Origin of the sequence: Vibrio nereis NBRC 15637 (genome assembly GCF_001591105.1) — a bacterium.
In the GTDB taxonomy this organism is placed as follows: Bacteria; Pseudomonadota; Gammaproteobacteria; order Enterobacterales; family Vibrionaceae; genus Vibrio; species Vibrio nereis.
Map to the genome: position 1 here is coordinate 587,960 of NZ_BCUD01000001.1, position 25,135 is coordinate 613,094.

The 25,135-nt window shown below is 42.5% G+C and carries 21 protein-coding genes; 4 read left to right on the forward strand and 17 right to left on the reverse strand.

Features of this window, described 5'->3' with window-relative positions; all coding sequences use genetic code 11:
• On the forward strand, positions 1-1,719 hold the full coding sequence (locus VNE01S_RS02630; protein WP_053395404.1) for a response regulator: 1,719 nt from the start codon (positions 1-3) through the stop codon (positions 1,717-1,719).
• Between the two features lie 26 nt (positions 1,720-1,745).
• Here the strand turns inward: VNE01S_RS02630 and VNE01S_RS02635 are convergent, their stop codons facing one another.
• Complete coding sequence (locus VNE01S_RS02635) at positions 1,746-2,765, reverse strand: DUF2955 domain-containing protein (RefSeq protein ID WP_053395403.1); 1,020 nt, start codon at positions 2,763-2,765, stop codon at positions 1,746-1,748.
• Positions 2,766-2,773: 8 nt separating this feature from the next.
• Positions 2,774-3,838 carry an HlyD family secretion protein gene (locus VNE01S_RS02640; protein WP_053395402.1) on the reverse strand — a complete coding sequence of 355 codons (1,065 nt, stop codon included), beginning with the start codon at positions 3,836-3,838 and terminating at the stop codon, positions 2,774-2,776.
• A gap of 99 nt (positions 3,839-3,937) precedes the next feature.
• Here VNE01S_RS02640 and VNE01S_RS02645 point away from each other — a divergent pair, with 99 nt between their 5' ends.
• Positions 3,938-4,798, forward strand: a complete 861-nt coding sequence (locus tag VNE01S_RS02645) for a LysR family transcriptional regulator (RefSeq protein WP_053395401.1) — start codon at positions 3,938-3,940, stop codon at positions 4,796-4,798.
• A gap of 239 nt (positions 4,799-5,037) precedes the next feature.
• On the opposite strand, the gene VNE01S_RS02650 is transcribed toward VNE01S_RS02645, so the two are convergent.
• The 6 genes from VNE01S_RS02650 to matP form a co-directional block, all read right to left on the reverse strand.
• Positions 5,038-5,238 (reverse strand): hypothetical protein, encoded by a 201-nt coding sequence (locus tag VNE01S_RS02650; protein WP_053395781.1) that lies wholly within the window; start codon positions 5,236-5,238, stop codon positions 5,038-5,040.
• A gap of 398 nt (positions 5,239-5,636) precedes the next feature.
• Positions 5,637-6,107, reverse strand: a complete 471-nt coding sequence (locus VNE01S_RS02655; RefSeq protein WP_053395400.1) for a GNAT family N-acetyltransferase — start codon at positions 6,105-6,107, stop codon at positions 5,637-5,639.
• A 172-nt stretch (positions 6,108-6,279) separates the two neighbouring features.
• Positions 6,280-7,500: an HDOD domain-containing protein gene (locus VNE01S_RS02660; protein ID WP_053395780.1), complete on the reverse strand. Its 1,221-nt coding sequence runs from the start codon at positions 7,498-7,500 to the stop codon at positions 6,280-6,282.
• Between the two features lie 58 nt (positions 7,501-7,558).
• The gene (locus VNE01S_RS02665; RefSeq protein ID WP_053395399.1) at positions 7,559-7,867 is read right to left on the reverse strand and encodes a hypothetical protein; all 309 of its coding nucleotides are present in this window, start codon (positions 7,865-7,867) and stop codon (positions 7,559-7,561) included.
• Positions 7,868-7,971: 104 nt separating this feature from the next.
• Entirely contained in the window at positions 7,972-8,283 is a 312-nt protein-coding gene (locus VNE01S_RS02670) for a DUF3634 family protein (RefSeq protein ID WP_053395398.1), read from the reverse strand.
• Between the two features lie 11 nt (positions 8,284-8,294).
• On the reverse strand, positions 8,295-8,741 hold the full coding sequence (gene matP / locus VNE01S_RS02675) for a macrodomain Ter protein MatP (protein ID WP_053395397.1): 447 nt from the start codon (positions 8,739-8,741) through the stop codon (positions 8,295-8,297).
• A gap of 172 nt (positions 8,742-8,913) precedes the next feature.
• Between matP and VNE01S_RS02680 the strand changes: the two genes are divergently transcribed.
• Positions 8,914-10,560 carry an AAA family ATPase gene (locus VNE01S_RS02680; RefSeq protein WP_053395396.1) on the forward strand — a complete coding sequence of 549 codons (1,647 nt, stop codon included), beginning with the start codon at positions 8,914-8,916 and terminating at the stop codon, positions 10,558-10,560.
• Positions 10,561-10,651: 91 nt separating this feature from the next.
• The gene (gene fabA / locus VNE01S_RS02685) at positions 10,652-11,170 is read left to right on the forward strand and encodes a bifunctional 3-hydroxydecanoyl-ACP dehydratase/trans-2-decenoyl-ACP isomerase (protein ID WP_053395395.1); all 519 of its coding nucleotides are present in this window, start codon (positions 10,652-10,654) and stop codon (positions 11,168-11,170) included.
• Between the two features lie 129 nt (positions 11,171-11,299).
• Here the strand turns inward: fabA and rmf are convergent, their stop codons facing one another.
• From rmf to VNE01S_RS02730, 9 genes are all read right to left on the reverse strand, one after another.
• Positions 11,300-11,473, reverse strand: coding sequence for a ribosome modulation factor (gene rmf, locus VNE01S_RS02690; protein ID WP_004414030.1), 174 nt, complete (start codon positions 11,471-11,473; stop codon positions 11,300-11,302).
• A 165-nt stretch (positions 11,474-11,638) separates the two neighbouring features.
• The gene (locus VNE01S_RS02695) at positions 11,639-13,201 is read right to left on the reverse strand and encodes a DUF3466 family protein (RefSeq protein WP_053395394.1); all 1,563 of its coding nucleotides are present in this window, start codon (positions 13,199-13,201) and stop codon (positions 11,639-11,641) included.
• A gap of 6 nt (positions 13,202-13,207) precedes the next feature.
• Positions 13,208-15,124 (reverse strand): ABC transporter ATP-binding protein, encoded by a 1,917-nt coding sequence (locus VNE01S_RS02700; RefSeq protein ID WP_053395393.1) that lies wholly within the window; start codon positions 15,122-15,124, stop codon positions 13,208-13,210.
• The gene (locus VNE01S_RS02705; RefSeq protein WP_082331673.1) at positions 15,102-15,344 is read right to left on the reverse strand and encodes a glutaredoxin family protein; all 243 of its coding nucleotides are present in this window, start codon (positions 15,342-15,344) and stop codon (positions 15,102-15,104) included. Before VNE01S_RS02705 ends, VNE01S_RS02700 begins: the two co-directional genes overlap by 23 nt.
• Positions 15,345-15,354: 10 nt before the next feature.
• A complete protein-coding gene (gene rlmKL, locus VNE01S_RS02710; RefSeq protein ID WP_053395391.1) occupies positions 15,355-17,478 on the reverse strand; it encodes a bifunctional 23S rRNA (guanine(2069)-N(7))-methyltransferase RlmK/23S rRNA (guanine(2445)-N(2))-methyltransferase RlmL in 2,124 nt (707 codons plus the stop codon).
• Positions 17,479-17,949: 471 nt separating this feature from the next.
• Positions 17,950-18,495 carry a cell division protein ZapC gene (locus VNE01S_RS02715; RefSeq protein ID WP_053395390.1) on the reverse strand — a complete coding sequence of 182 codons (546 nt, stop codon included), beginning with the start codon at positions 18,493-18,495 and terminating at the stop codon, positions 17,950-17,952.
• A gap of 200 nt (positions 18,496-18,695) precedes the next feature.
• Positions 18,696-19,706 carry a quinone-dependent dihydroorotate dehydrogenase gene (gene pyrD, locus VNE01S_RS02720; RefSeq protein ID WP_053395389.1) on the reverse strand — a complete coding sequence of 337 codons (1,011 nt, stop codon included), beginning with the start codon at positions 19,704-19,706 and terminating at the stop codon, positions 18,696-18,698.
• An 84-nt stretch (positions 19,707-19,790) separates the two neighbouring features.
• Positions 19,791-24,635, reverse strand: coding sequence for an NAD-glutamate dehydrogenase (locus tag VNE01S_RS02725; protein ID WP_053395388.1), 4,845 nt, complete (start codon positions 24,633-24,635; stop codon positions 19,791-19,793).
• Positions 24,636-24,822: 187 nt separating this feature from the next.
• Positions 24,823-25,041 carry a DUF2835 domain-containing protein gene (locus tag VNE01S_RS02730; protein WP_053395387.1) on the reverse strand — a complete coding sequence of 73 codons (219 nt, stop codon included), beginning with the start codon at positions 25,039-25,041 and terminating at the stop codon, positions 24,823-24,825.
• Between the last annotated feature and the right edge of the window lie 94 nt (positions 25,042-25,135).

Genomic DNA, 25,135 nt, shown 5'->3' on the forward strand with positions numbered 1-25,135 from the left:
ATGTGCATAAAAATAAAAGAACAACTTAATGAAGCTTTAATCGAGCTAAAACAAAGCCAAGAGCGAGAAGCTAGGCTTATTTCGGAAAACCGTTCTATTCTTGACGCTATATCGAGTATTACTAGCGCTACCAACAAACATCAGATTTTTCATGAACTTAAAAGCGTTCTCTCTCTATATATAGATTTCACAGATTTTATTGTTCTCAGCAAAAACGTAGAAGACAAACACTTCAAAACATTACTGACGTCCAACACCACATTTGATGATATTACATGGTTTAGTGGGAAGAAGTTTTCACGCGCTCTCAATGGTGATTGCATTATTTTATTTGAGCCAACTAAATCGTTTGAATTTTCAGGTTTAGAGTGCTCACAAGCAGAAAACATTAATGCAGCGTTGCTTACAGGGGTTAAAACAACTGTAACGGAATCCGTCATACTGTTGGTAGGTGAAAGAGCGGGGCAGTTCAGCCTAAACTCCAGTGCAACTCTATCAAGATTTAGGCCTTTAATTGAAAGAGCATTAACAGACATAGAGCACAAAGAACAACTCCAAAAATTGGTTGACGTTCGAACGAAGCAACTCAAACACGCTCAACTAAAAGCAGAACAGGCGAATAAATCCAAATCTCGCTTTCTTGCGATGATGAGCCACGAACTTCGAACCCCCTTAAATGCAGTACTCGGTTATATTGATGTATTGAAGGAAGAGGCAGAAATGACCCAGCAAGTTGAGATACTGGGTAAAATGGAATCTTCCGCGGAACACCTATTAGTTTTGATCAACGATATTCTAGAGCTTTCAAGGATTGAAAGCGGCGGTTTCCAAATTAAAAACCGCTGGGTTAACCTTTATTCGGAATTCACCTACATCCTTGAACACTTCCAGCATGTAGCCACATTGAAAGGCCTCGATTTTTCAGTTTCTATAGAATTTGAACCGAACTTACTATTCCACCTAGATCCAGCCCGGGTTATGCAGATCGTATTCAATTTACTCGGTAACGCAGTCAAGTTTACGGAATCAGGCTCTGTTGACTTAAAAGCTCAACTCATTAACAAGAATTTAGAGATCACTGTGAAAGATACAGGGATTGGTATCGATAAATCACGACTAGAAACGGTTTTCTCCCAATTCAAACAAGCTGACGATTCAATAACGAGAAAATATGGCGGGAGTGGTCTAGGGCTTACGATCTCCAAGCATTTAGTCGAGCTCATGCAAGGCGATGTTTCACTTGAAAGCACACTCGGTGAAGGTTCAACATTTTCCATCAAACTGCCGGTTTCTGTGAAAACAAAAATGATTGAAGACACTATCTCAGAGGACGATGTGAACTCGATAAGCCAAAATTTAAATATTCTGGTCGTAGAAGACACCGAAACCAACCAGATGGTGATCAAATTGCTATTGGAAAAATTAGGGCATCAAGTGGTGACTCTTAACAATGGTCAAGAATCGGTCGAGTACCTGAGAAACAATATGGGAACCGTAGACCTAATCTTCATGGATGTTTCAATGCCTGTGATGGATGGCATTACTGCAACAAGAGAAATTCGAAGATTTTGTAGAGAAACACCAGTAATCGCTCTAACCGCCCATGCCATGGACCAGGATAAACAAACTTGCCTTGATGCAGGGATGAACGCGTTCGTTTCAAAACCGATCCGCAGTAAAGATATTCAAAGCACGCTAAAGGCCGTGATAAACCCTTAGCGTACTAATGTGTAATGTGCTTAAGATTAAGACGGTTGAAGTCGTTCTATTTCTGGATGTTTTAATAACATTACGCGTATCCAGTGGTGTACAACCCACATTATCATTGCCGTAATCAAAACAGCGATAAAGATTGAGCTGAAGCGATACAAAATAGAGAAGAAGGCGTCTTTTTCCTCTGGGACGAGTGAAGTCGTCAATGGCACGGCTAATGCCGACATAGATGAAAATGCGATCGCAGCTTTGATCTGCCCCTTAGTCAACCATAAACAAAATGGCCCCATCGCAATTGTAAATGCCAGCCAAAAAAGCAGTCCATGTCCATACCAACTGCCTAAAATAAGCTGCAATGCCATGCCAGCTAAACAACCTAAGGCTGTGCCAATGATCCGTATTTTTGCCATTGCCAGCGAACCAGCTAAGGTCATAGGCGTCAAGATAATAAGTATTGAAGCTTGAGCTGATAAAGAGTCATACAAATCGGCCACTTGAAAAACAATGAAAGCGGCCATTGCAACAACCCAACCCATCGCGACCTGGCTGATATAATCAACATCACTTTTCACTGGCGTAGATGGCATTGTTTGCTCAGTCGATGATTGTGGCTCAGGGAACAACCAATATGCTAAAGCACATACAAAGATATTACTGAATGTCATTACCCACATATTGACGTTGAATTCTTCAATATCGATGAAGTCATAACTGGCAAAATTCAATACGATTGATCCAACCAGAAGCCCCATATATCCGAATAGGTAAGTTTTCTGATTCATCATCGCAATGCAATTAAACAACATCATGATCCCAACAGCAGCAAGCATTAGAGTAGGGTGAAACTGTAAATATTCGACGATAAAGGTTGCTTGAAGTGTGGTCCAAATTGCGGAAAAGCACACCATTAACAAACTAGGTAAATTAAACTTGTCCATTTGTCCTAGAATGAACAACGGCATCATGATGGCAAAGAACCCATACGACCAGCCAAATAGCATGCTTAAAGCCAGCCCGAGAGAGCAACCAAACCAAATTCGTAACGTCTTCATTATTGAACCTAGTATATAAAGTGGAACCAGCTAGCGATGTGGATTTGTGACTGTGCCATTAAACGCCAAACCGTGTTGTTCTTTGGATAAACAACTATCGTCGCGCGCGACCCAACAAAAAGTGCAGAAGGGAGGCTTTCTTGGCTAGTTAAATTTACCCGAGTACGTTGTGCATCACGAACCCAACGGTTGCTTACTTCTACTTTGGTGAGATCTCCATTAGGCGTTTGTTGAGCTGCAGCGACACCGTAATCACGGCTGGCAATATCAAATTCGTACACACTTCCAGGGTAGGCATCGAATGCCACTAAAGCGTCGTAATTTTCATTTACATTGGCCACCGACTTTTCACGAAAGTCAGCCGCAACCCACATTGAGCCTGTCGGCACAAAAGTAAGCAATGGCATATTGCTATTTGCCATCGTGCCAACTTCAAGCTGAAGGTTAGTGACAACGCCATCGCTTGGTGCAATTACATGTGTATTAGTAACGTCTAATTGCGCTTTTTCTAGATGATTTTTGGCGATACGGACAGCCGTGCTTTCACCTTTCTTATCTCCCAATTGAGCCTCAATCACTTTTAAGTTCTGTTGCTCAGCTTTGAGAGTTGCACTTGCGACCTGATTTTGTGCAAAAGCATTGTCAACGGAAGACTGCGAAATCACTTTTTGCCTAGACAGTTTAAGTAAACGATTATATTCACTGTGCGCATTATCAAATGTCGCTTGGGCCCGTGCAATGTTAGCTAATGCACCTTCTCGCTGGGAGTATAACGTTGCCTCTTTCTCATAGGCAGATTGGAGAGACAGTTCAGCCTGGACTAACGCGATCTCATACTTTCGCTCGTCGATGGTAAATAACACATCACCTTTTTTAACCAATTGGTTATTCTCAACCAACACTTGTGTCACTTTTCCAGAGACTTCGGGGGCAACTTGTACTACATATCCTTGCACTCTGCCTTCTGTCGTGAGAGGAGCGTGGCGGTCAGCAATGATAATGTATAAAAATAGAACGATAAACAGGACAATTAGTGTGCGCATCCAATGCCTGAATTTTTGGTCTGCTGTCATTAGAAGTTCCGGATAACAAATAAGGTGAAGAATTATAGAGAAGTTACTCACACTTCAGTAGAATGACATAAGGCACATAAATGAGCTAAAAATAGGACAATGAACGTAAGTTTCGATGATCTCTATCTATTCACACAAACCGTCGTCCACGGTGGGATAAGCGCAGCGGCTGAAGCGAATAACATGCAGCGCTCGAAAGTAAGCCGACGATTACAAGAGCTTGAAAAAGCGATGGGGTTTCAGTTACTTATTCGTACCACGCGAACCATTGAACTCACCGAACATGGCAAGCGTTTATTTGAGCTCGTCGGTCAATCGGTTGAACATATTCAGCAAGGCCTGAATGTGATGCATGAATATCAGCAAGAGCTAAGCGGCAGGGTGCGTTTAGCGACTCCTTCAGCACTAATGAGCTCCGCCGCTTTTAATTCAATCATCACTGAATATACATCTCGATACCCAGAGGTCTCAGTTGAAATAGAAAACCACCAGGAAAGTGTTGACCTGAAACGCCAAGCTTTTGATCTTCAGCTTTTACCCAGCGTGGTAAAAGTGACAGATGACAGTTACGTGCAATTCAGTTTGCTACCGTATCGCAGCCATTTTGTTGCTTCTAGAAAATACTTAGACAGGCACGCACCAATAAAAAGTATCGAGGACCTGCAACAACATAGGCTGTTAACCAATCGATACAACGCCAACTTGCTAGATCTAGAGTTGCACATTGGTCTCAAATCAGACGATTTGAATTTACTGCGTTCAATGGCCATTGCAGGGAACGGAATTGCATTTATTCCACAGGCTCATTCAAAACCAGCGCTGAGTGATGGCTCGCTGATAGAAGTGCTGCCTGAATTTACGCATCCAAAACAACACCTAACTTTGATCTATCCATCTTCGTTGTTTCTGCCAAACAAAGTTAAAGCTTTGATTGAACTGATCAGAGAGAAGTTCAAATAAAACGGCTATGCTTATATAAAACTGTATTTGAATCTCACAAATCCAATAAACTGATCTATATAGCGCTAATAATCATTTTGTTAATCTCTGATTATCAGAATGATTATTAGGTATTTTATGGTAAATTAATTATGTTTAATGTCTGAGGTTATTCGGACAGTGAAGGGGATTATCAATTGTACAATCCACTATCTTATATTAAGATTCATTTAACATAATATACATAATACGCACTTTAATTAGAAGCTTATCAGGGGTGATTTTAACTTAGTTACGCCGTATTTGGCTGTGGCTGCTTTGCACGCTTCGTCGGCTGTCTTGTATGGGCCGTGAACTTCGATGCCATCACAACGGCCACTGGATAAGAACCAGTCATCCACTTTAAAACCATACTGCTGATTCAGTTTTTGTACTGTGTCTTTGGTGACGTTCGACACCATACATGTGGGCTCAGCATCTTGCCCATTCAAGTAGCCGAACAACTGTCCATTAGCTATTTCCTTCTTTGCTAAGCAAACAGCCTGAACCGAAAGCCACTTGATTTATCAACTCGAGTTGGCGGCTTTAGAGACTTGAGACTAACTCTTCTGGAAATGTTTTCTTTATAACATTCACAACTCAGCTTCGGTTTGAGTCAGCTTCAAGCCATCCATTTTAAGCTCTAGTTTTCTAATGTTATTGACTACCAAGTAATAGATACCTATTTGGTAAGCAGTTTGTTCATAGATAACTCTCGATGAGTTTCTTTTATACCAGCCGAAGTTCATCGACCAATTTCTTAGACTTAATGGCCTGGATTACAAATCACATCAGTGACGCCGTCACTAGCGTATGAAGACTATATCATTAGCCTCATAATATGTTGTGGTCCTGCAGCACCGCCTAGGTAAAGCTCTGCAGTATCTTCAAAACCTGCTTTTAGATAGCAACTTTTGGCAATTGGGTTTTTGCAATTAACAGTGAGATAAATACTGGACGTTTTTGGGTAGTATTTTTTTACGTGATGTCTTAGTTGTTCTACTGATTTAGTACCGTATCGTTTTCCTTGGTGGCGGTGATCAATAAAGAATGCTCTAAGACCGACACAATCACTTTCAGCAAAGCCATAACGTTTTGCAAAACCTAAATCCAACAAGAAAAAGCCTACTACTTCATTTTCGTTGAGTATTACATGCGGTTCACACTCTAGTTCCAATCCAGATAGAATTTCTTCTATTGTACCAACGAACTTCAACTGCTCGGATTCTACCTTTAAGCGTTCTACATATTTAAGGTGTCGCTGAGACTCCATTCTTTGTATATTTATCATCTAACAATCCGTTTATTATCCTTATTGAACAGTGGCTTATGGTGTCATAGACATGCTATAAGTCAACTTAAGCTTCGTTGATACGTCGTGTGTAGGTACATTAATTGCTCTATTATATTTAGTTATAGTGCACCACAGGCAAGAAAAAGCACTAAGATGTGCATTTTATTAATTAAGGTGTTGTTAAACCCACTCGACCAGGATGGCTGCTACGAATCTTTTTCAATGCATCTGGCGGCATTTGCACATTGGCAAACCAAAACGGCTTATGCTTTTCAACGAATACATTGCTGCGGTCCAATGTGTCAAACATGGCATAAGTTTGGGCCTGAGCTAAAGCTACTCCAAAATCACTTCTTTGCAGTACAGGGACGTCATTAAGGTCATCTAGCAAGGCACTTTTCAGATGAAGACTATTAGGTCCCCACTCTATTTCCTCTACGACTTTCCGAGTTAAACTCTTTTCCAACCTAGAGATTAACTTTGGCAGAATATTCAGATCTGGGGTTATTTCCGCACACGCGTAGTACTCTTCACGCATGTTGTTTTCACGGTAGGACCTCATCTTATTAATCAGCGCATCTTCGAAAAGCTGTGGAAAATGATTCACTATTGCAAAATAACTGATTGTTCGCAGCACACCTAACAATATCCCTTGCTCTGGATTTTTTACTTTCGCCTCCTCTAGGCGCATCCGGGTGACATTTGCTGTAAGGATCATATGTTGCCAGAGCTTAGGTGCAATGGTCTTAGTTACAGGGTTGTGCCATCGTAAAATGGGCTTAATCATTAAGATAGGAAAAAGCGATTTGCAGTTTTCGATCCCCAAAGTGCCTAACGCAATTGTTGGGTCATTAACACTACGAGACATTTTGCCAATCCGAGCACAAAACTTTTGATCATTAACAAGAGCGATTAAGTTTAAACGGAGTTGATTGTCGTTAGTGGTAAGAACGGAAAACTTACTAAAGCTAATAGAAGGAGAATATGCTGTGCTTAAAAAATACGAGAAATCAGGGAATCGACCAAACAGCTTGATGACTGAGAGATCATTCAAATAACCGGAAATAAATTTCTCAGACTCACTTGCCACTTCTTTTGCAACATTAGTAAGAACTCTTTGCTTTTCTGCTTCGGCCTGTCTTCTTTCTTTTACCTTTTCGCTCTCACACTCTAATAACAAGCGCTGATTCCTAGTGATTCGCTCTTCTTCTTTTAAAATGACACTGTCACAAAACTCATTTTGACGGCTCAATGCACTATCCACGTCAGATTGATCAACAAGATACTTATGGCTAACTAGCCATTTCGCATGACGATCTTTAGTAAGCAATGCGATTTCTCGCGCTAATGCAGTGGCTTCACTGTTATATTTTCTATTGGTAACTAACAAAACGAATAAGACAAATGTCACTATTGATAAAATGATCTATATTTTGTGACGCTATCGCTCAGTTTGCAATATGAATCCGTATGTATTTTTCCGGTTGCTTGTATTTAAATCGCTCTCCCTTCTTTATTGCTTTCTTGCCTACTTTGCATACATAGTGATCGCCAGTACCTCTAACTCGTCTTATCTTCGCCCATTTATCTTGATGAACAAACTCAATATATAAATCACAATAACCAGATGCATCTTGTTTAGATAACTGGCGCTCGATGCGTTTCTTCAGCTTTTTAGCTATTTTGTTATGACTTGAGTCATCAACTGCGATTGCTCCATGGGAAATAAGCAAGGAAAATATAAGTAGAACTCTCATTATTGATACCTCCTGCACCCAGAATATCAAAGGTGCAGGTTTGAGAGTAAACGAATGGATATCGGATAGAGGTATGGAAGGGAAATCAGTAACTAATATGTCTATCAGCCAGACTTTTTTGTGCCTTTAGAACGAAAACCTTGATGAGGAAAAACATTTCGAATGCGCTGCTGTACTTTCTTTGGCACTTGCTTAGAAAAGTGAAGTTTTGTCCCTGTACGTTGTTGATACACTTTAAGCTCGCCATCGAACGGAGTGTGCTCTGCAATATCAGTGACATTGTGTCTGAACGTGGGAGGAAAATGCCCTTTTTCTTTTACAATTTTGCCATCTTCAAATTTCACCTTTAGCACTGGCCTATCTACAGCAACTAGCCAAAAGATGATTGCAGCAGCAATTAATATTACATAGAGCATATGCCTTCCCCTTAATCTAACAGTTTAGATAAGTCTTCTTTTAAATTATTGACTGTCCTACTCGCCTTTTCACTGCGCGATGCTTCTGTTAACAAGTACTCAATCGCATCTGACAAGGTACAACCAAGCTCGTTGGCTCGGTAAGATAACTTTTCCCACACGCGGTAATCTAAATCGATAGATTTCTTCTTCGTGTGGATTTGTTCGGCGTTAAAATGACGCTTGCGCTTTGCCCGAATAGCTTGCTTGAGTTTATTATCTAGCTCTTGGGACATGTGGTTGTCTATCCACTCTAGAACTTGTGTGGGTTGATGCTCAAGTTTGCGTAACTCATTGACAGCAGCATCTGCTTCGCTTGAATCAATGTGTCGAGTGATTGACTCACCGGCTTTCCATTTATTGATGAGGTAATTCCATTTCCAACCACATTCTAAGTTTTCAAGCTGTTGATATTTCATTAATTCACAGTTTCCGTTAACTTGTTAGGTGACAGCGTAACTCTATCCTCTATGAGTTACAATCCCTATTGTAATCGAAAGTCGATCAAGATCATTAGAATAAATTATCGGTATCTCGCACTTACCTTTTTCTATATACTTTCACCCAATTTTCCATCTATGAACCAAATCAATGAATCAAGAAAGCTGGTGCTCAGTAACGCCACAATATTCACAGTACGATGAGGCTATCAAACGTTTCTCGTCACTAGAACACGTTGATTTTATCGGCATCCAGCCACGATTAAGGCAATCTTTAAATACGTTTACATCACTACAAGGTTTCACGAGAGCTCTGATTATCAACTCGATTGATAATGCTTTCTATCGTAACCTAATCAAACGTTCTCTAGAGCAAGCTGACTCACATAAATGTGTGCATGTTACCGAATCTCTTACATCCCAGAGTTTACTCGGTTCATACATGTGTAACGAAAATGGTGATATAACGACGTTTAATGAGGGACTGCTACATAAAGCCGACAACGGTTATTTGATTATTCCAACCAACTTAATTTTGGCAAACCCAGTAAGTTGGCAAGCTCTAAAAACAGTTTTACTTGGCCAAGAATGTAGCCCTGTCAACGTAAACCCACAAAGATTAGCCAAACACGAGCCAAGTCAGTCTTTTGATGTGAAAGTCATTATTGTGGGTGATCGTGACCAAATATCTGATCTTGAATGCATTGAACCAGAGCTGTACAACGGCTTAGCGCTTTATACAGAAGTGGAAAATGAGCTGGCCTTGGATGCCTCTAGCATCGAAAGCTATTTAGGCTACCTAGCTTGGATAATCAATAGCTATTCAATCCCTGAGTTAACATTTGATGCCATTCATCGAGTGATGGCTGCTGGTGCTCGTTATACTGAAGATCAGGACTACATGCCTATTGAAACTCTATGGTACCTGTCTCTTTTCCAAGAAGCTTGCTTACACACTGATGGAAAGAACCTTACATCAGATAGTATTGAGAATGCGGTCGCCAATAAATACCAACGAGAATCGTATTTATCTGAACGAGCGCTGGCAGACATTACAGAAGGACAAGTTGTCATCGAAACTCGTGGTGAGTGTATTGGACAGGTAAACGGTTTAACTGTGATTGATGTACCAGGCCACCCTATGTCTTATGGTGAACCAGCTCGAATCTCGTGCGTGATTCACTTTGGAGATGGTGATATCTCGGATGTAGAACGAAAAGCTGAGCTTGGTGGTAACCTACATGCTAAAGGCATGATGATCATGCAAGCATTCGTCAGCAGTGCTTTACAACTAGACGAACCTTTACCCTATTCAGCATCCGTTGTTTTTGAGCAATCTTATTGTGAAGTAGATGGGGATAGCGCGACTCTAGCCGAGCTTTGTTCGTTTGTTAGCGCGCTGTCTGAGTACCCTATTAATCAACAAGTCGCGGTCACAGGTGCGGTTGACCAGTTTGGCCGAGTACAGGCCGTTGGTGGTCTTAACGAAAAAATAGAAAGCTTCTACCACGTATGCCAACATCAAGGATTAACTGGTAAACAAGGCGTCATTTTACCAAAAACAAACTTAAAACATCTTGCGTTAAACAAAGACGTTGTCGAGAGTATAAAGAACAATGAATTTCATATTTGGTCTGTCTCTACAGTTGACGAAGCTATCCCTCTTATTATGGGCAAACCTTTCCGAGGCGATGATAAAGAAAGCGTTATTAGCAAGATTGCCCAACGTATTGAAAACTTTGAAAGACATGAACAGCCACCAGGAATTGTGGAACGCATCAAAAACTGGTTTTCTTAACGCGATAAAAGCGAATAATATTACTGGTTGGAGTTGTTTAGCGTACACCTGTTCACTAACATGCGCCTATCAAAAATCGGAGTAATTGATAATGCAAAACAAACGTGATTCTTATAACCGCGAAGATCTTCTAGCTTCAAGCCTAGGTGAGTTATTTGGTGCTGGTTACCCTCAACTTCCAGCTCCTAACATGCTTATGATGGATCGCATCGCTAAGATGTCTGAAACTGAAGGTGACTTTGGCAAAGGTCTTATTTTAGCGGAGCTAGATATTACTCCTGACCTATGGTTCTTCGACTGCCACTTCCCAGGTGACCCTGTAATGCCAGGCTGTCTTGGTCTTGATGCAATGTGGCAGCTTGTTGGTTTCTTCCTAGGCTGGGTTGGCGGTAAAGGTAAAGGCCGTGCTCTTGGTGTAGGTGAAGTTAAGTTTACGGGTCAAATCCTACCAACAGCTAAAAAAGTAACATATGAAATTCATATGAAGCGCGTAGTGAACCGTAAGCTAGTTATGGGCCTTGCAGATGGTCGTGTGCTAGTTGATGGTAAAGAAATCTATGTAGCGAAAGACCTAAAAGTTGGCCTTTTCCAAGATACTTCTGCATTCTAAGTGCTTTAGTTTTTAAAACGACTCTCAGGAGTCGTTTTTTTAGCTCACACTTATTTAGTTATAGTGCATTAAGTAATAACTAAAAAGCCCCTTTCGGGGCTTAGTTCCTACTGTATGTGGATTAAATCGTTATTTGTAGAGACCAGAGTGTTTGTCTTCCCTGGCATCGCGCCAACCACCAAGCCAATAGGATCGAGCGTCCATCTGTTGATATGGACATGCCTCCATAGAACGGCCATTTAGACCTGCTTTATAACCTTGAGATTGCGCTCTTTCCAGGCGGTCACGCTTTTGTCTCTTCATAGTGTCGTCCTCATACAAAAAAGTGTTTCTAACGTACTACTATTAAATTTATGTGGAGCTTTTGTGACTCCACAATTAAGAATCGATCAAAATTACGCTGATCTCAAGGTATAAAAAAAGCACAGGTACAAAAATGTGAACCTGTGCTTCTGATGAAAATTTATTCTATTTTCTACGGAACCCGATAAGACCTAGCAGTGTCAAAGCCCACAGTCCAAATGAAGCACCTTGGCGTTCAATGCTTTCCTTCTTGCGCGGACGCTCGGAAATATCGCTCGCAGATGCGCCATTCACTGGCACAAGCTTAACCGCAACTTTCGAAGCACCAGATGCACAACTTGCGTCGATATCTGAATTATCGAATCCACCAGCACAGTAATAAGCCGTACCTGCAATCACACCGGCATCATTAATATCTTGAGCATCAACGATTCGGTAAGCGTTGTTTGCTGCAATACCATTTGTTAAGTCATCAAGATACCAACCGCGGTTATTGAAAATTGACGCATTTGGTGAATTTTCAATTGGGGCCACAAATGCTCGTTTTGCTCTAGGCTTACCGCCATTACTTTCGCTATGTCTTTCGTAGTCGATTTGACCAACGACGACATTATGGTTGTTGATTGCCCCTGCTTTTCCGTTAGCGCTTGAGAAGAAAATATCCCCTGCAAAGCTCTTAGAGCTCGGTGACGCAACATTCGGTACATAAAACAAACTATTAGAATAGGCATTCCCATTTGGCACTTTGTACTTAGCAGTACCGATAGCAATACCAGAGTCGTTTACAGACGTCAGAACAGAGTTAAGGTACTTGTCTTCATCGTTGTAAACGCCGATTAGCTTTTCCGTTATCGTGCCAATGCTAGCACCCATGTCACTAAGCTCTATTTCCCAAACTGCGGCAACAGGAGTCTCGTTACTACTCGCGTTATACCCCACAGCATAGACAGTGCCGTTTACATCAGCGATATCGCGTGCGCTGCCCTGTGGAATAGAACGGCCACTTACCACTCCCTCCGTTTTAATCAGGACGGGCTCTGCCGCTGTACCATTCCAAACTGCTGCCTGGGAACGAAAGTCAGAGGCATTACTGGTACTAAAGGAAACGCTTCCTACATACAGGTCATTGTGCTTGGCAAACACTTTACTCTGCACACCTGTTCCCTTCTTAAGAACTGTAGTGCCTACGTAAGCTTCAGAGCGGTTCTTCAAGCTGTCTTTGTAATAAGTACCAAGCGCTTCTCCATTCTCATCAATTTGATTAATGATTACGTTATCTTCAGCACCTTGGACATCAGTACCTTCAACAAACGCGAGAGAGTTGTTTACACTTCCTTCTTTGGCATAACCATCATAATACTGATGATCGGCCCACTTCTCACAAAGCGTATTTGAATAACCAAGGTAACGATCACAATAGTTTTCAAACCCTGAACGACCATCATCTAGATAGTCATAACCGTATTCCATCAGGAATGGCGATTCATTACGGTAATCAAACCCTTCTGGATTTACTTTTTGCTCGAAGGCAATCTTATAATCTGCTTCAGCACAATCTGTACTGAAACAACTTGTAGCACCTGTTGCTGGAGATATAGCTGTACCAAAAGTCTCACTATCCCCAACGGTTGGTTCATTGTGATAAACATTATAAAGAGCTGCACTGGCACTAAATGACGCAGCAACGGTTGCTGCTACCACTGAAAACTTAAAAATTTTACTACTCATTAGACGTTAACTTTCCTGTTGCATTGCTTCTAGCTCTTCCCAGCGCTCAAAAGCAACTTCAAGCTCCTGCTCAGTCGCAGTTAGCTTATCTAAAATAGGTTGGGTCTGCTCCACAGGCTTTGAGAAAAACTCTGGGTTATTCACTTGTTCTTGCAAGCTTTCAATCTCAGATTCAAGCTCTTCAAGTTTCGCTGGAAGCGATTCTAACTCGCGTAGAAGTTTATAAGATAACTTCTTAGCTTTGCTCTTCGCTGGCGCAGCTTGAGGCGTTTCCGCAACCTGAGGTTTAGCCTTTACGGGTTGAGCAACTTCACGAGATTTATGAACCTGCGTCCGTTGATGCTGGGCATCATGATATCCGCCAACAAACTCTTCAATAACGCCATCACCTTCAAAGATCCAGCTTGTCGTTACTGTATTATCGACAAACTCACGGTCGTGACTTACCAGTAAAAGCGTTCCCTGATAGTTGGCAAGCAAATCTTCCAAAAGTTCCAATGTTTCGATATCTAAATCGTTCGTTGGTTCATCAAGAACCAGTAGATTATTGGCTTTCAAGAAAATGCGCGCCAAGAGTAATCGGTTTTTCTCACCGCCAGAAAGCGCTTTTACAGGTGTACGAGCTCGTTTAGGTGCAAACAGGAAATCTTGCAAGTAACTCAATGCATGACGTTGTCTACCGCCAACCATGACTTCCTGCTTACCATCAGCAAGGTTATCAATGACCGATTTTTCAGGATCCAAAATCTCACGATATTGATCGAAATATGCGACTTCTAATTTAGTACCACAGTGCAACTTACCACTTTGTGGCTGCAGTTCATCAAGCAACAATTTCAACAACGTACTCTTACCGCAGCCATTTGGACCAATCAATGCGATACGGTCTCCACGCATGATATTGAAAGAGAAATCTTTAACGATAGGTTTGTTGTCGATACTGTAGTTAATACCCTTCGCTTCAAAGACAATTTTGCCCGAGCGTGACGCATCATCAATTTGAATATTGGCTTTGCCCTGCACTTCACGGCGGCTTTGTCTTTCTTCACGTAGTTTTTTGAGTGCGCGAACTCGACCTTCGTTTCTTGTGCGGCGAGCCTTGATACCCTGACGAATCCAAACCTCTTCTTGCGCAAGCTTTTTATCAAACTCTGCATTTTGCATTTCTTCGACGCGAAGCATTTCTTCTTTATCGACAAGGTAGTTGTCGTAATTGCCCGGAAACGACGCCAGTTTACCTCTATCTAGGTCGACAATACGCGTCGCCATTGATTTAATAAACGCACGGTCGTGAGAAATAAAGATAATGGAGCCGCGGAAGTCTTTAAGGAAGTTTTCTAACCATTCGATGGTAGTAACGTCCAAATGGTTGGTAGGCTCGTCTAGTAGTAGTACATCCGGATCGCGAACCAAAGCACGAGCCAGTGCAGCCTTACGTTGCCAGCCACCAGAAAGCTCCGTCAGTTTTGTGTGGCCATCAAGCTTTAGCGCTGCCAATACATTCTGAATTCTATCTTCAAAGCGCCAAGCACCTGAATGCTCTAGTTGCTCTTGGATACGAGCTAGCTTGTTAATGTTTTTCTCTGAAGGGTCAACCGCAATAAGATCTAACTGATCTTGGTAGATCTTAAGTTGATGTCCCACTTCCGCTAGGCCGCCCGAAACGTAATCAAACACCGTACCTTCTTGATTACGTGGTGGGTCTTGCTCTAAACGAGAAACAACAACGTCTTGGGTAACCGTTAGTTTACCGTCATCCAGTTGTACCTCACCTGCGAGAACTTTCATTAGAGTTGATTTGCCAGCACCATTACGGCCAACAAGACACACTCGCTCATTTTCTTGTAGAGCAAAATCTGCGTTGTCTAGTAATGGGTGATCACCGTATGCCAGCAATCCGTTATTGATGGTAAGTAATGCCATTGTCGTTTAACCAATGTTGTAATTCTTGTAAATCAAAAGGCCAGTTAATTTCATTTCCTTGAAAATTAAGCACCGGAATAGTGACGCCGTAACGAGAAAAGAGTTCGTCATCGAAAGCAATATCAACAATATCTACTTTTTCGGCAATTCCAGCTTGCTGGCAGAGTTCAAATGCCATCTCGCAAAGATGGCACCCTTCTGTACTGTATAAAGTGATCACGTAAACCTACTTAATCCTTGTGGGTGACGATCCAACAATTATGAATGTGCTTATTGCGAGCAAAATCCATAGGCAGCGTCTGATGAGAGATATTACGAGCCACTAAACCAATTTCAGCCAACTTCTCTTCATCCATCTTGAAATGGCGCTTATTGTTTGAGAACACAATCGTGCCGCCTTCGCGTAATAGACGCTTCAAGTTAGCCATCAACTGGATATGATCGCGCTGAACATCAAATGATTGTTCCATTCGCTTGGAATTAGAAAATGTCGGCGGATCGATAAAAATCAGATCAAAATGAGCCGTCGAGTTTTCAAGCCACTGTAAGCAGTCAGCGTGTTCAAAGCGGTGCTGACGACCCACTTGGCCATTGAGCTTCATGTTCTCTTTCGCCCACTCTAAGTAGGTTTTTGACATATCGACAGTTGTTGTTGATTTAGCGCCACCACATGCTGCATGAACAGTTGCAGAGCCTGTGTAAGCAAATAGATTCAAGAAATCTTTACCTTGCGCCATTTCGCCAAGTTTACGGCGAGTCAGCTTATGGTCTAAGAACAAGCCAGTATCTAGGTAATCATGTAAGTTAACAAGCAGCTTTACGCCATACTCATTCACTTCCATGGTTTCTGACTCTTGAGACAGTTTCTGGTACTGAGAACGGCCCTTTTGCTTTTCTCGCACTTTAAGTACGACCTTATTCGCATCAGTGCCCGTTACCTGGATAGCAGCGCGAATGATATCTGTTAGTCGGCGTTTGGCTTTCTCTTCCGGAATGTCTTTCGGTGCCGCGTATTCTTGAATCACAAGGTGATCAAGGTATACATCAATAGCCACGTTATATTCTGGTAAGTCAGCGTCGTAGATTCGGTAACAGTCTAGCTTCTCTTTACGTGCCCATTTGCCAATTTTAGCAATGTTCTTTTTAAGGCGATTCGAAAAATCTGGTGCAATAAGCGACTGAGTGACAGCGTCACCTGAAGCTTCAACAGCGCGCTCAGAAATAGAGTAGTTCTTCTGGTGACACATCAACGCACCGTTACTAAGCTTGAATTGCTTATCTGCACGCATGCGAAGACAGCTTAATAACTCATCCGAACTTGAGAAAATAGACGCGTGGCAACCACCAAACTGAGCTTTAATTTGAGCACCGAACGCTGTGTATAGTGCGATTAGGCCCGGATGAGTTCCAAGACGTTCACCATACGGCGGGTTACACACAATGACGCCATTCTCGAATTCAGCTGGGCGTGTAACCTGTGCGGCATCACCTTCGTTAAATTCAATCAGGTCTTGAACACCCGCGCGGCGTGCGTTGTCTTTTGCTGTCTGCAGTACACGTGCATCATTATCAAAGCCATAAAACTTAGCGACAACTTTTTTGACACCACGTCTTGCCTGAACTGCAGCTTCTGATTTGATCTCCGCCCACAGTTCTGGTTCAAAATCTTCAAGAGACTCAAAGCCCCACTTCTTGCGGTTTACGCCAGGAGCCATGTTCGCAGCCATCATCGCCGCTTCAATCAGCAGCGTACCCGAACCACACATTGGGTCTAGCAATGGTTTTGTTTCATCCCAGCCACTGCGCAAAATGATTGCCGCTGCTAATGTCTCACGTAAAGGCGCTTTACCTGATTCAGGACGGTAGCCACGTTGGTGCAAACCGCCACCAACCATATCAACACCGAGAATCGCTTTATCTTTGTGTAATCGAACGTGAATTCGCAGATCAGCATGATCTTTACTGATCGACGGGCGTGGAAGGTTTTTCTTGTTAAAGCAATCGACTACTGCATCTTTTACCTTCATCGCGCCGTATTGGCTGTTGCGAATTTCTCGGTTTGTACCTTTAAAATCAACAACAAACTTTTTCGAACTATGGAACTGGTTAACCCAATTCACCGCTGAAGTCGCTAGGTACAGATCCATATCGTCGTTACATGTGAACTCTGAAAGTACGCGGATGAAACGCGAAGCTAGCCGGCTCCACAAACAGCAACGGTAAATTTGCTCGTTCGACGCTTTAAAACGTACCCCTGCTTGTACTGGTTTCGCGTTATTGATCCCTAGCTTTGTTAGCTCTTCAACTAACAGGTTCTCCAAACCATTGGAAGTAACCGCAAGATATTGATGCATAGTGAACTTTATATTCTTTAAAAAATGACCCCTCATTATACCCGACATCGCATCAAATCCGTTAATCCAATAAACAGCTATGCCGCCAAGTACGTATTAACTGAGTAATTTTTACTCTTTTAACTTAGCCGTTACTGAGTTTCACACCTCCGTCGTGTCCTTTTCCTATGGCTACCAATTTAAAGGACCAAACGGTAAGTGAATACTTATTCCGACCAAAATTGGACTACACCAGGATGCATTTTTGATGAAATTAAATTACACATTTTACTTAAATGGGGAATTGTTAGGGATAATTTGTGATTAAGAGAGCTTAAATAAGGAAAATTGACGGCCGCTAAATGAGCAAATACTGTACACATATCACAGTGTTTTATGATTTATAGACAGTGCGGCTCACCTAACGTAATAAATCGCAGGCAAAAAAAATCGGCCTTGCGACCGATGGGAAATGATAAAAGGAACGAAACTTTAGCCAGCCATTGCTACGTGCTGGCTCTGAACTTGGTATTTGATGAGTAGCATTCGATCATGCATGACTTTAATGGCCTGCCCAAATTCAAGCGATTTAGAACCACTTAACTGAAACGCTTCAAGTGAGACTGATGCGCATAAGCTGGCACACTCCCCGACTTCGAGCACTATAAAAGTGCCACTATTGCTGGAAGCACTGAGTTGCACAAAGTCCCCTTCCTCGAAAGAACTTTCTCCATCGGATAAGGAGTCAAAGAACCAGCTTTTAGGTTGAACAGGCTTATGGAAGCGTTTTGCAGCAACACAATAGAGTGCTAGCTCTGCTTGGCGAGGCTCTGAAAGCTCTAAATGCGCTATCTGCTCTTTATAGGTTTGGAAGGCAGATGCATCATCAACTGAAAATTCATTGATACCGAAAGCACAATCTACAACTAATTTACGAGAAAGGTTGGTCTTAAATATCATGCTATCGCCAAGGTCTAGCATCAAGTGCTCTTCCTTGTCGTCATAATACCAAGTCCATTTATCACTGGGTTTAAGCATTGTTCCAATCTCTGATTTAAGTTGTGAATCAAGGTAAACGCTTAATTACCTTTCTAAGCAATATTGAAAATTCTATAAGCTCTTAAACGAAAAAAAAGAGGAAATGAAAATTCACTTCCTCTTAATTAAAACCAAATTTATCAGATTATTTTTCCAGTGACAATGTCACGGCAATCAGTAACTTAAAATAAGTTTAGTGATTATAGGTTTTTTACAATTTTGCCAACCAAAGCTGGGCCATGGTAAATAAAGCCAGAGTACACCTGAACCAATTTAGCACCGGCCATCAATTTCTCTTTTGCCGCCACATATGAATCAATACCACCTACTCCGATTACCGGGATTTTGTCACCAAGCTCTTCATGAAGTCGACGTACAACTTCTGTACTACGCGACTGAACTGGGCGTCCACTTAAGCCACCAGCTTCATTAGCGTGCTTCATACCTTCAACCATGGAGCGATCCAGTGTTGTATTTGTTGCTATAACACCATCGATATTATTTTTGATCAAAGACTCACAAATTTGAGTAATCTCATCATCACTTAGATCCGGTGCAATCTTTAGAGCAAGCGGAACATACTTGTTGTACTTCTCGGCAAGCTCAGATTGTTTTTCTTTCAACTCGGCTAGCAGTTCGTCGAGTGCTTCACCATACTGAAGCGAGCGGAGCCCCGGTGTGTTTGGAGAAGAGATATTTACCGCAATATAACCCGCGTATTCGTATACCTTTTCCATACAGATCAAGTAGTCTTCTGCGCCCTTTTCAATTGGAGTATCTTTATTTTTGCCAATGTTGATACCAAGGATGCAATCGAACTTTGCTTTTTTTACATTTTCAACTAGGTTGTCAACACCTAGGTTGTTAAAGCCCATTCGGTTAATAATACCCTCAGCTTCGACCAGTCGGAAAAGCCTAGGTTTATCATTGCCTGGTTGAGGACGCGGCGTAACCGTTCCTACTTCGACAAAACCAAATCCCATTGCATCAAATGCTTCAATACACTCGCCGTTCTTATCCAAGCCTGCCGCTAGGCCAACTGGGTTGCGAAATGTAAGGCCCATACATTCTACAGGGCGATTTGGAAGTTGCTGTCGATAGAAGAGATCAAGAGGAGTGCCGTTAAAGCGCTTGAAATTTTGAATTGCGAGATCATGTGCCTTTTCGGCATCAAGTTGGAAAAAGCCAGTTCTGGCTATACGGTAAAGCATCGTGCCTCCGATAGAAAAAAGCCCCGTTTAAACGGGGCTGTATTATTAAATGTTTTGCTGAATAATTCAATTAATTATGAGTGTTTACGACTCCACAGCAGAACAATTCAGGTTCAACAGCATCAATTCGCGTAATGCAACGGAGAACTTAGCAAATTCGTGAACTGAGCCCACTTTGAATTCGTTAAGAATATTTTCCCAACGCTGCAGTGAGACTTCATTCGCACTAACCCATTCATCCAGTGCTTTTATCACATCAAGATCTTCTGGAGCACACCCGCAGCTCAACACCTGTCCTGTAAGCTGACGTTGCTGCCAATCCAAATCTTCACGGAAAGCCGCTCTCGCAAGAGCTTGCCAATTGTTATCCACCGCTTGGTTGTTGATTTGTTTCAAGAACCAATGAAGTGATAAACGATCACCTAAGTTGAAGTATAGCTTAGCGCTTTGCTCAATTGACTTGCCTTTCTCACGAGATACTGTAGATATATCCAGTACTGAATATAGGCTAGACAGACGTGCAACGTAATTAGCCAGTTCTGCACTGATACCTTGCTCAATCCATGCTTTCGCCATCTCGTTATGCTCTTCTACCTCTGAAGGTACAAGCATGTCATCAAGATTCGCTTTGATCGTCGCAACATCCGCTTGGTAAAGTTCAATCAATGCATTAACTGAGTTCTTACCTGTACGGTTGCGTAGTAGCCAACGAGATAAACGACGTAGCGTACGACGTACATGGAACATCATGTCGTATTGCGCTTGAGTTGACGCGTCATTATCGAGCTCACGCAGTTGTTCAAACACCTGTCCTAAGCTGAAAATTTCTCGGGCCGCAGTATAAGCGTTAGCAATATCGATAACTGATGCACCCGTTTCCTCTTGTAGGCGAGTGACAAAGTTACAACCCATCTCGTTAACCATTTGGTTCGCCAATGCCGTCGCGATAATCTCAACACGTAGCGGATGATTAACCATCTGCTGTTTGTAGTTACGGCGTAACTCTGTTGGGAAGTAACGAACAAGTTGGTTAGCATGGAACTCATCGTTCGCAATCTCTGCTTGCGCAAGATCTTCTTTCAGTACCATTTTCGCGTAAGCAACTAAGACTGAAAGCTCTGGACGAGTGAGCGCTAAACCTTGTTTTTCACGCTCTAGAAGCGTTTCATCATCAGGAATGTACTCCAATGCGCGATCTAGGTGGCCTGACTTCTCCATCGCATGGATAAAGCGAATGTTCTCTTTAACCAATGATGTGCCCTGTTGCTCTGTTACTGAGATAGACTCAGACTGACAGTAAGCATCATCCAGTACGATCTCGCCAACTTCATCTTCCATCGACTCTAGGATCTGGTTACGCTGCTTGATCGTAAGATCACCGTTAGCAACCAGACCATTCAGGAAGATCTTAATGTTGACTTCATTATCTGAACAGTCAACACCACCTACGTTATCAACGAAATCGGTATTCACACGACCGCCAGTTAGCGCGTATTCAATACGACCAAGCTGAGTCATACCAAGGTTACCACCTTCGCCAACGACTTTTGCACGTAAGTCACGACCATCGATACGTAGCACGTCATTCGCACGATCGCCTACATCGGTATGCGTTTCATTTGATGACTTAACGTAGGTACCGATACCACCGTTCCAAAGAAGATCCACTTTCATTTTTAGGATCATCTTGATCAGATCATTTGGTGCCACAGACGCTTTCTTCGTGCCCAGCATCTTCTGGATTTCTGGTGTCAGTTTGATCGATTTAGCTCGACGAGAGAAAACACCACCACCCTGAGAAATTAGCTCTGGGTTGTAATCTTCCCAGCTTGAACGAGGAAGATTAAATAGACGATTGCGCTCTTCCCAACCCGTCGCGGAATCTGGATTCGGGTCGATAAAGATGTGCATGTGGTTAAACGCAGCTTGCAGACGAATATGTTTCGATAGCAGCATGCCGTTACCAAATACGTCACCTGCCATATCACCGACACCGATTGCCGTAAAATCGGTTGTTTGACAGTTGATACCCATTTCGCGGAAGTGACGCTTAACAGACTCCCAGCCACCTTTGGCTGTGATACCCATCGCTTTGTGGTCATAACCGTTAGAACCACCCGATGCAAACGCATCACCTAGCCAGAAGTTGTACTCTTCTGATACAGAGTTCGCTAAGTCAGAGAATGTTGCTGTCCCTTTATCAGCTGCAACAACCAAGTATGGATCGTCTTCATCATGGCGAACAACGCTCTTCGGTGGAATCACTTCACCTTCGATAATGTTGTCTGATACATCCAACAATGCGCGGATGAAACGTTTGTAACAACGTTTGCCTTCAGCAAAGATCTCATCTCGACCACTGAGCGTATGCTGGCGTTTACATACGAAACCACCTTTTGCACCCACAGGAACAATTACAGTGTTCTTCACTTGCTGCGCTTTCACTAGGCCAAGTACTTCTGTACGGAAGTCTTCTTGACGGTCAGACCAACGTAGACCACCGCGTGCGACCTTACCACCACGTAGGTGTACACCTTCAATATCTGGTGCATACACGAAAATCTCGAATGCAGGCACTGGCTGCGGGATCTCTGGGATATCACTTGGCTTAAGCTTCAGAGACAACCAAGGTTTCGGCTGTTTGTTTTCATCTAGCTGATAGTAGTTAGTACGAAGCGTTGCCGTAATCATTTCCATGTAACGACGAATGATACGGTCATCATCTAAGCTTTCTACATGATCGAGCTGCTCAGTGATGTTTTTGAGCAGATCGCTTTGCCCTTTTTGGCTTCCTTTGAACTTAGGATCGAAACGCTTAACGAACAATTCCACCAGCCCTTTAGCCAGATCTGGATAGTGGCTTAGCGTATCTTCAATGTACTGTTGACTGAATGGGAAACCCACTTGACGCATGTAGCGCGCATAAGCACGTAAGATAGAAATCTCGCGGCCTGTCAGAGAAGCCCCAAGAAGCAGACGGTTGAAACCATCGCTGTCTAACTCACCAGCCCAGATTGCAGCAAATGCTTGCTGGAAACGATCACGTGCTTCGCGAAGATCGACGGTCTTATCGCTCTTATGAAGCATTGAGAAATCAAGGATCCAGTATATTTGACCATTCGCTTTACGTACTTCGTATGGAGATTCTCCAATAACGCGTAGACCAAGGTTTTCCAACATTGGCATCACGTCTGATAGATGAATTGGTTCATCACGATGGTACAGTTTTAAACGCACCGCTTTTGAATCAGCACCAAGCTCTTGAGGACGGTAGAAAAGCATCCCCAGTTTGTTGTCATCACTAAGCGCTTCTAGACGCTGAATATCATCAACGGCAGAACCCGGCATGACGTCTTCTTTGTATGAGCGTGGGAAGGCGCGTAGGTATTCTTTTGATAAAGGTAGACCTTTACTTTCACCAAAGTTCGCTACGATCGCATCAGACAGGCGATCATCCCAAGTTGAAGATGCTTCCATTAGGTTTTGCTCAATCGTTTTAACGTCTACGTCGATATTGTTGTTATCAACGCGAACAATATAGTGTGTTCTAGCTAGTGGACTTTCAGAGAAGTAGGTCGTGAATTCGACTTCTTTATCACAACCAAAGTACTGTTTTAGAATGCGCTGAGTTTGACGGCGCAGTTCTGTGTTGTAACGATCTTTTGTTACATACACCATGCAGCTGAAGAAACGGCCAAAAGGATCGCGACGCACAAACAAGCGCAGTAGATCGCGATCTTGCATTTGTACGACACCCATACCAACTTCAAGCAATTCTTCTTCGTTCGCTTGAAGCAGCTCATCTCTTGGGTAGTTTTCTAGAATATTGTGCAGGGCTTTGAAAGAGTATGACCCTTCACGGTAGCCACTTGCCTTCAGAATACGTTCTACTTTTTCGCGGATCAGTGGGATTCCAGCAACACTCTGGTTATAAACCGCAGACGTGTACAAGCCTGTAAAACGGTGTTCACCGATGACCTTGCCTTGCTCGTCAAACTTCTTAATACCGATATAGTCAGTGTAAGCTGGGCGATGAATACGTGAAGGTACGTTACCTTTAGTCATATTCAGTAGGAAAGGCTTTGTCGCTTCCAAACGCGCTGAGTCTGGGAAGTCAGATAACTTCACAGTACGAACACGTGACGGCTCTGCAAATAGACCCAAACCTTCACCCGCTGTTGGGCGAAGTTCCGTGTCGCCTTCAACAGACACCAAGTCGTACTCTTTGTAACCCATGAAGGTAAAGTTATGATCACCTAACCAACGTAGGAAGTTAAGCACTTCGTCAAAACGATCACGTTCGATCTCGATTTTGCCTTGCAAGGCTTCAACTTGGTTGGTGACTTCTTCAAGTTTTTTCACCATTGGCTGCCAATCTTTCACAACCAAATCCGTATCTTTCAGAATGCTAAGCAACTCTTCTTTTAGCGAATTCATCGCTGCTTTGTCGCTTAAACGATCCACTTCGATATGGAACAGGGATTGAAGTTTACCTTCACCTTGGTTAATGCCAGCAATCTCGCCTTCAGAATTACGCGCTATTTGAGTTGGACCATGAAGCATCAAATGCGATGCAAGGTCTAAACGGCTTAGAGCCATCTTGATTGAGTCAACCAGGAACGGACCGTCAGGAATGACTATCTCAACAATAGTGTGTGTGGACTGCCAACCTTGACGGCTAACAGTTGGATTAAAGACGCGAACAGAAACTTCATCTGCACTTTTCTCGCTAATATGATGCCAAAGGCTGACTACAGCACCATACAGATCAGATTCGTTACGTTCGATTAAGTCGTCTTGAGAGATATTGCTAAATAAATGCTGAGCAAGTTGAGTGACTAAGGGTTGGTGAGCAAGCTCGAGTTTGTCTTGAATAAGCTTATACACTTTTTCAAGAAGAACCGGCATTAGTGTTTCACGCGCGGTCATATTCACACTCCACTATTAGAATATTATGTATTTGTAGGGGTTTAGGTAAGCATAGTGCTTAACTGATGTAATGCAGAGCCATTGTAAAAGCTTTATTGATAAATGGTTAATGCTTTTCATGGCGCGGGAGGTGAAATGTTTGAGAATGTGATTGAGGTTCTATTTAAACTTCTAGAAAATGCCTTTCTCACAGAACTTCTAACTTAACAAATTTGTTACTTTGGTCAGTTGTTAAGCGAAAACGCCCTTTTACACCCAGTTGACTAAGAAATGGCCTAAATCTGGCCGCAGGCAACTGAAGACGCAAGCCATTATCTGTAACGACAACAACATTACTTGCAGCTCCTCCGTAGTGAGAAAGAAAGGTGTTGTAAGAGATATTGAGTGAAAAATAGTAATGATTCATCTGTATTGTTCAAAAATGTAGCGTTTTTAACGACCAGATAAAAATACTGTTTATTTATACAGTTCTTTTATCTTTCAGTATTATATGAGTATTT

Bases quoted from the DNA above. Each gene is read 5' to 3' on its own strand.
- VNE01S_RS02730 (WP_053395387.1), bottom strand. From the start codon at position 25,041: ATGAATCATTACTATTTTTCACTCAATATCTCTTACAACACCTTTCTT.
- VNE01S_RS02635 (WP_053395403.1), bottom strand. From the start codon at position 2,765: ATGAAGACGTTACGAATTTGGTTTGGTTGCTCTCTCGGGCTGGCTTTA.
- rlmKL (WP_053395391.1), bottom strand. From the start codon at position 17,478: ATGCATCAATATCTTGCGGTTACTTCCAATGGTTTGGAGAACCTGTTA.
- VNE01S_RS02645 (WP_053395401.1), top strand. From the start codon at position 3,938: ATGAACGTAAGTTTCGATGATCTCTATCTATTCACACAAACCGTCGTC.
- matP (WP_053395397.1), bottom strand. From the start codon at position 8,741: ATGAAATATCAACAGCTTGAAAACTTAGAATGTGGTTGGAAATGGAAT.
- VNE01S_RS02725 (WP_053395388.1), bottom strand. From the start codon at position 24,635: ATGACCGCGCGTGAAACACTAATGCCGGTTCTTCTTGAAAAAGTGTAT.
- VNE01S_RS02630 (WP_053395404.1), top strand. From the start codon at position 1: ATGTGCATAAAAATAAAAGAACAACTTAATGAAGCTTTAATCGAGCTA.
- fabA (WP_053395395.1), top strand. From the start codon at position 10,652: ATGCAAAACAAACGTGATTCTTATAACCGCGAAGATCTTCTAGCTTCA.
- VNE01S_RS02655 (WP_053395400.1), bottom strand. From the start codon at position 6,107: ATGATAAATATACAAAGAATGGAGTCTCAGCGACACCTTAAATATGTA.
- VNE01S_RS02640 (WP_053395402.1), bottom strand. From the start codon at position 3,838: ATGACAGCAGACCAAAAATTCAGGCATTGGATGCGCACACTAATTGTC.
- VNE01S_RS02700 (WP_053395393.1), bottom strand. From the start codon at position 15,124: ATGGCATTACTTACCATCAATAACGGATTGCTGGCATACGGTGATCAC.
- VNE01S_RS02695 (WP_053395394.1), bottom strand. From the start codon at position 13,201: ATGAGTAGTAAAATTTTTAAGTTTTCAGTGGTAGCAGCAACCGTTGCT.
- VNE01S_RS02715 (WP_053395390.1), bottom strand. From the start codon at position 18,495: ATGCTTAAACCCAGTGATAAATGGACTTGGTATTATGACGACAAGGAA.
- VNE01S_RS02670 (WP_053395398.1), bottom strand. From the start codon at position 8,283: ATGCTCTATGTAATATTAATTGCTGCTGCAATCATCTTTTGGCTAGTT.
- VNE01S_RS02650 (WP_053395781.1), bottom strand. From the start codon at position 5,238: ATGGTGTCGAACGTCACCAAAGACACAGTACAAAAACTGAATCAGCAG.
- VNE01S_RS02680 (WP_053395396.1), top strand. From the start codon at position 8,914: ATGAATCAAGAAAGCTGGTGCTCAGTAACGCCACAATATTCACAGTAC.
- rmf (WP_004414030.1), bottom strand. From the start codon at position 11,473: ATGAAGAGACAAAAGCGTGACCGCCTGGAAAGAGCGCAATCTCAAGGT.
- pyrD (WP_053395389.1), bottom strand. From the start codon at position 19,706: ATGCTTTACCGTATAGCCAGAACTGGCTTTTTCCAACTTGATGCCGAA.
- VNE01S_RS02665 (WP_053395399.1), bottom strand. From the start codon at position 7,867: ATGAGAGTTCTACTTATATTTTCCTTGCTTATTTCCCATGGAGCAATC.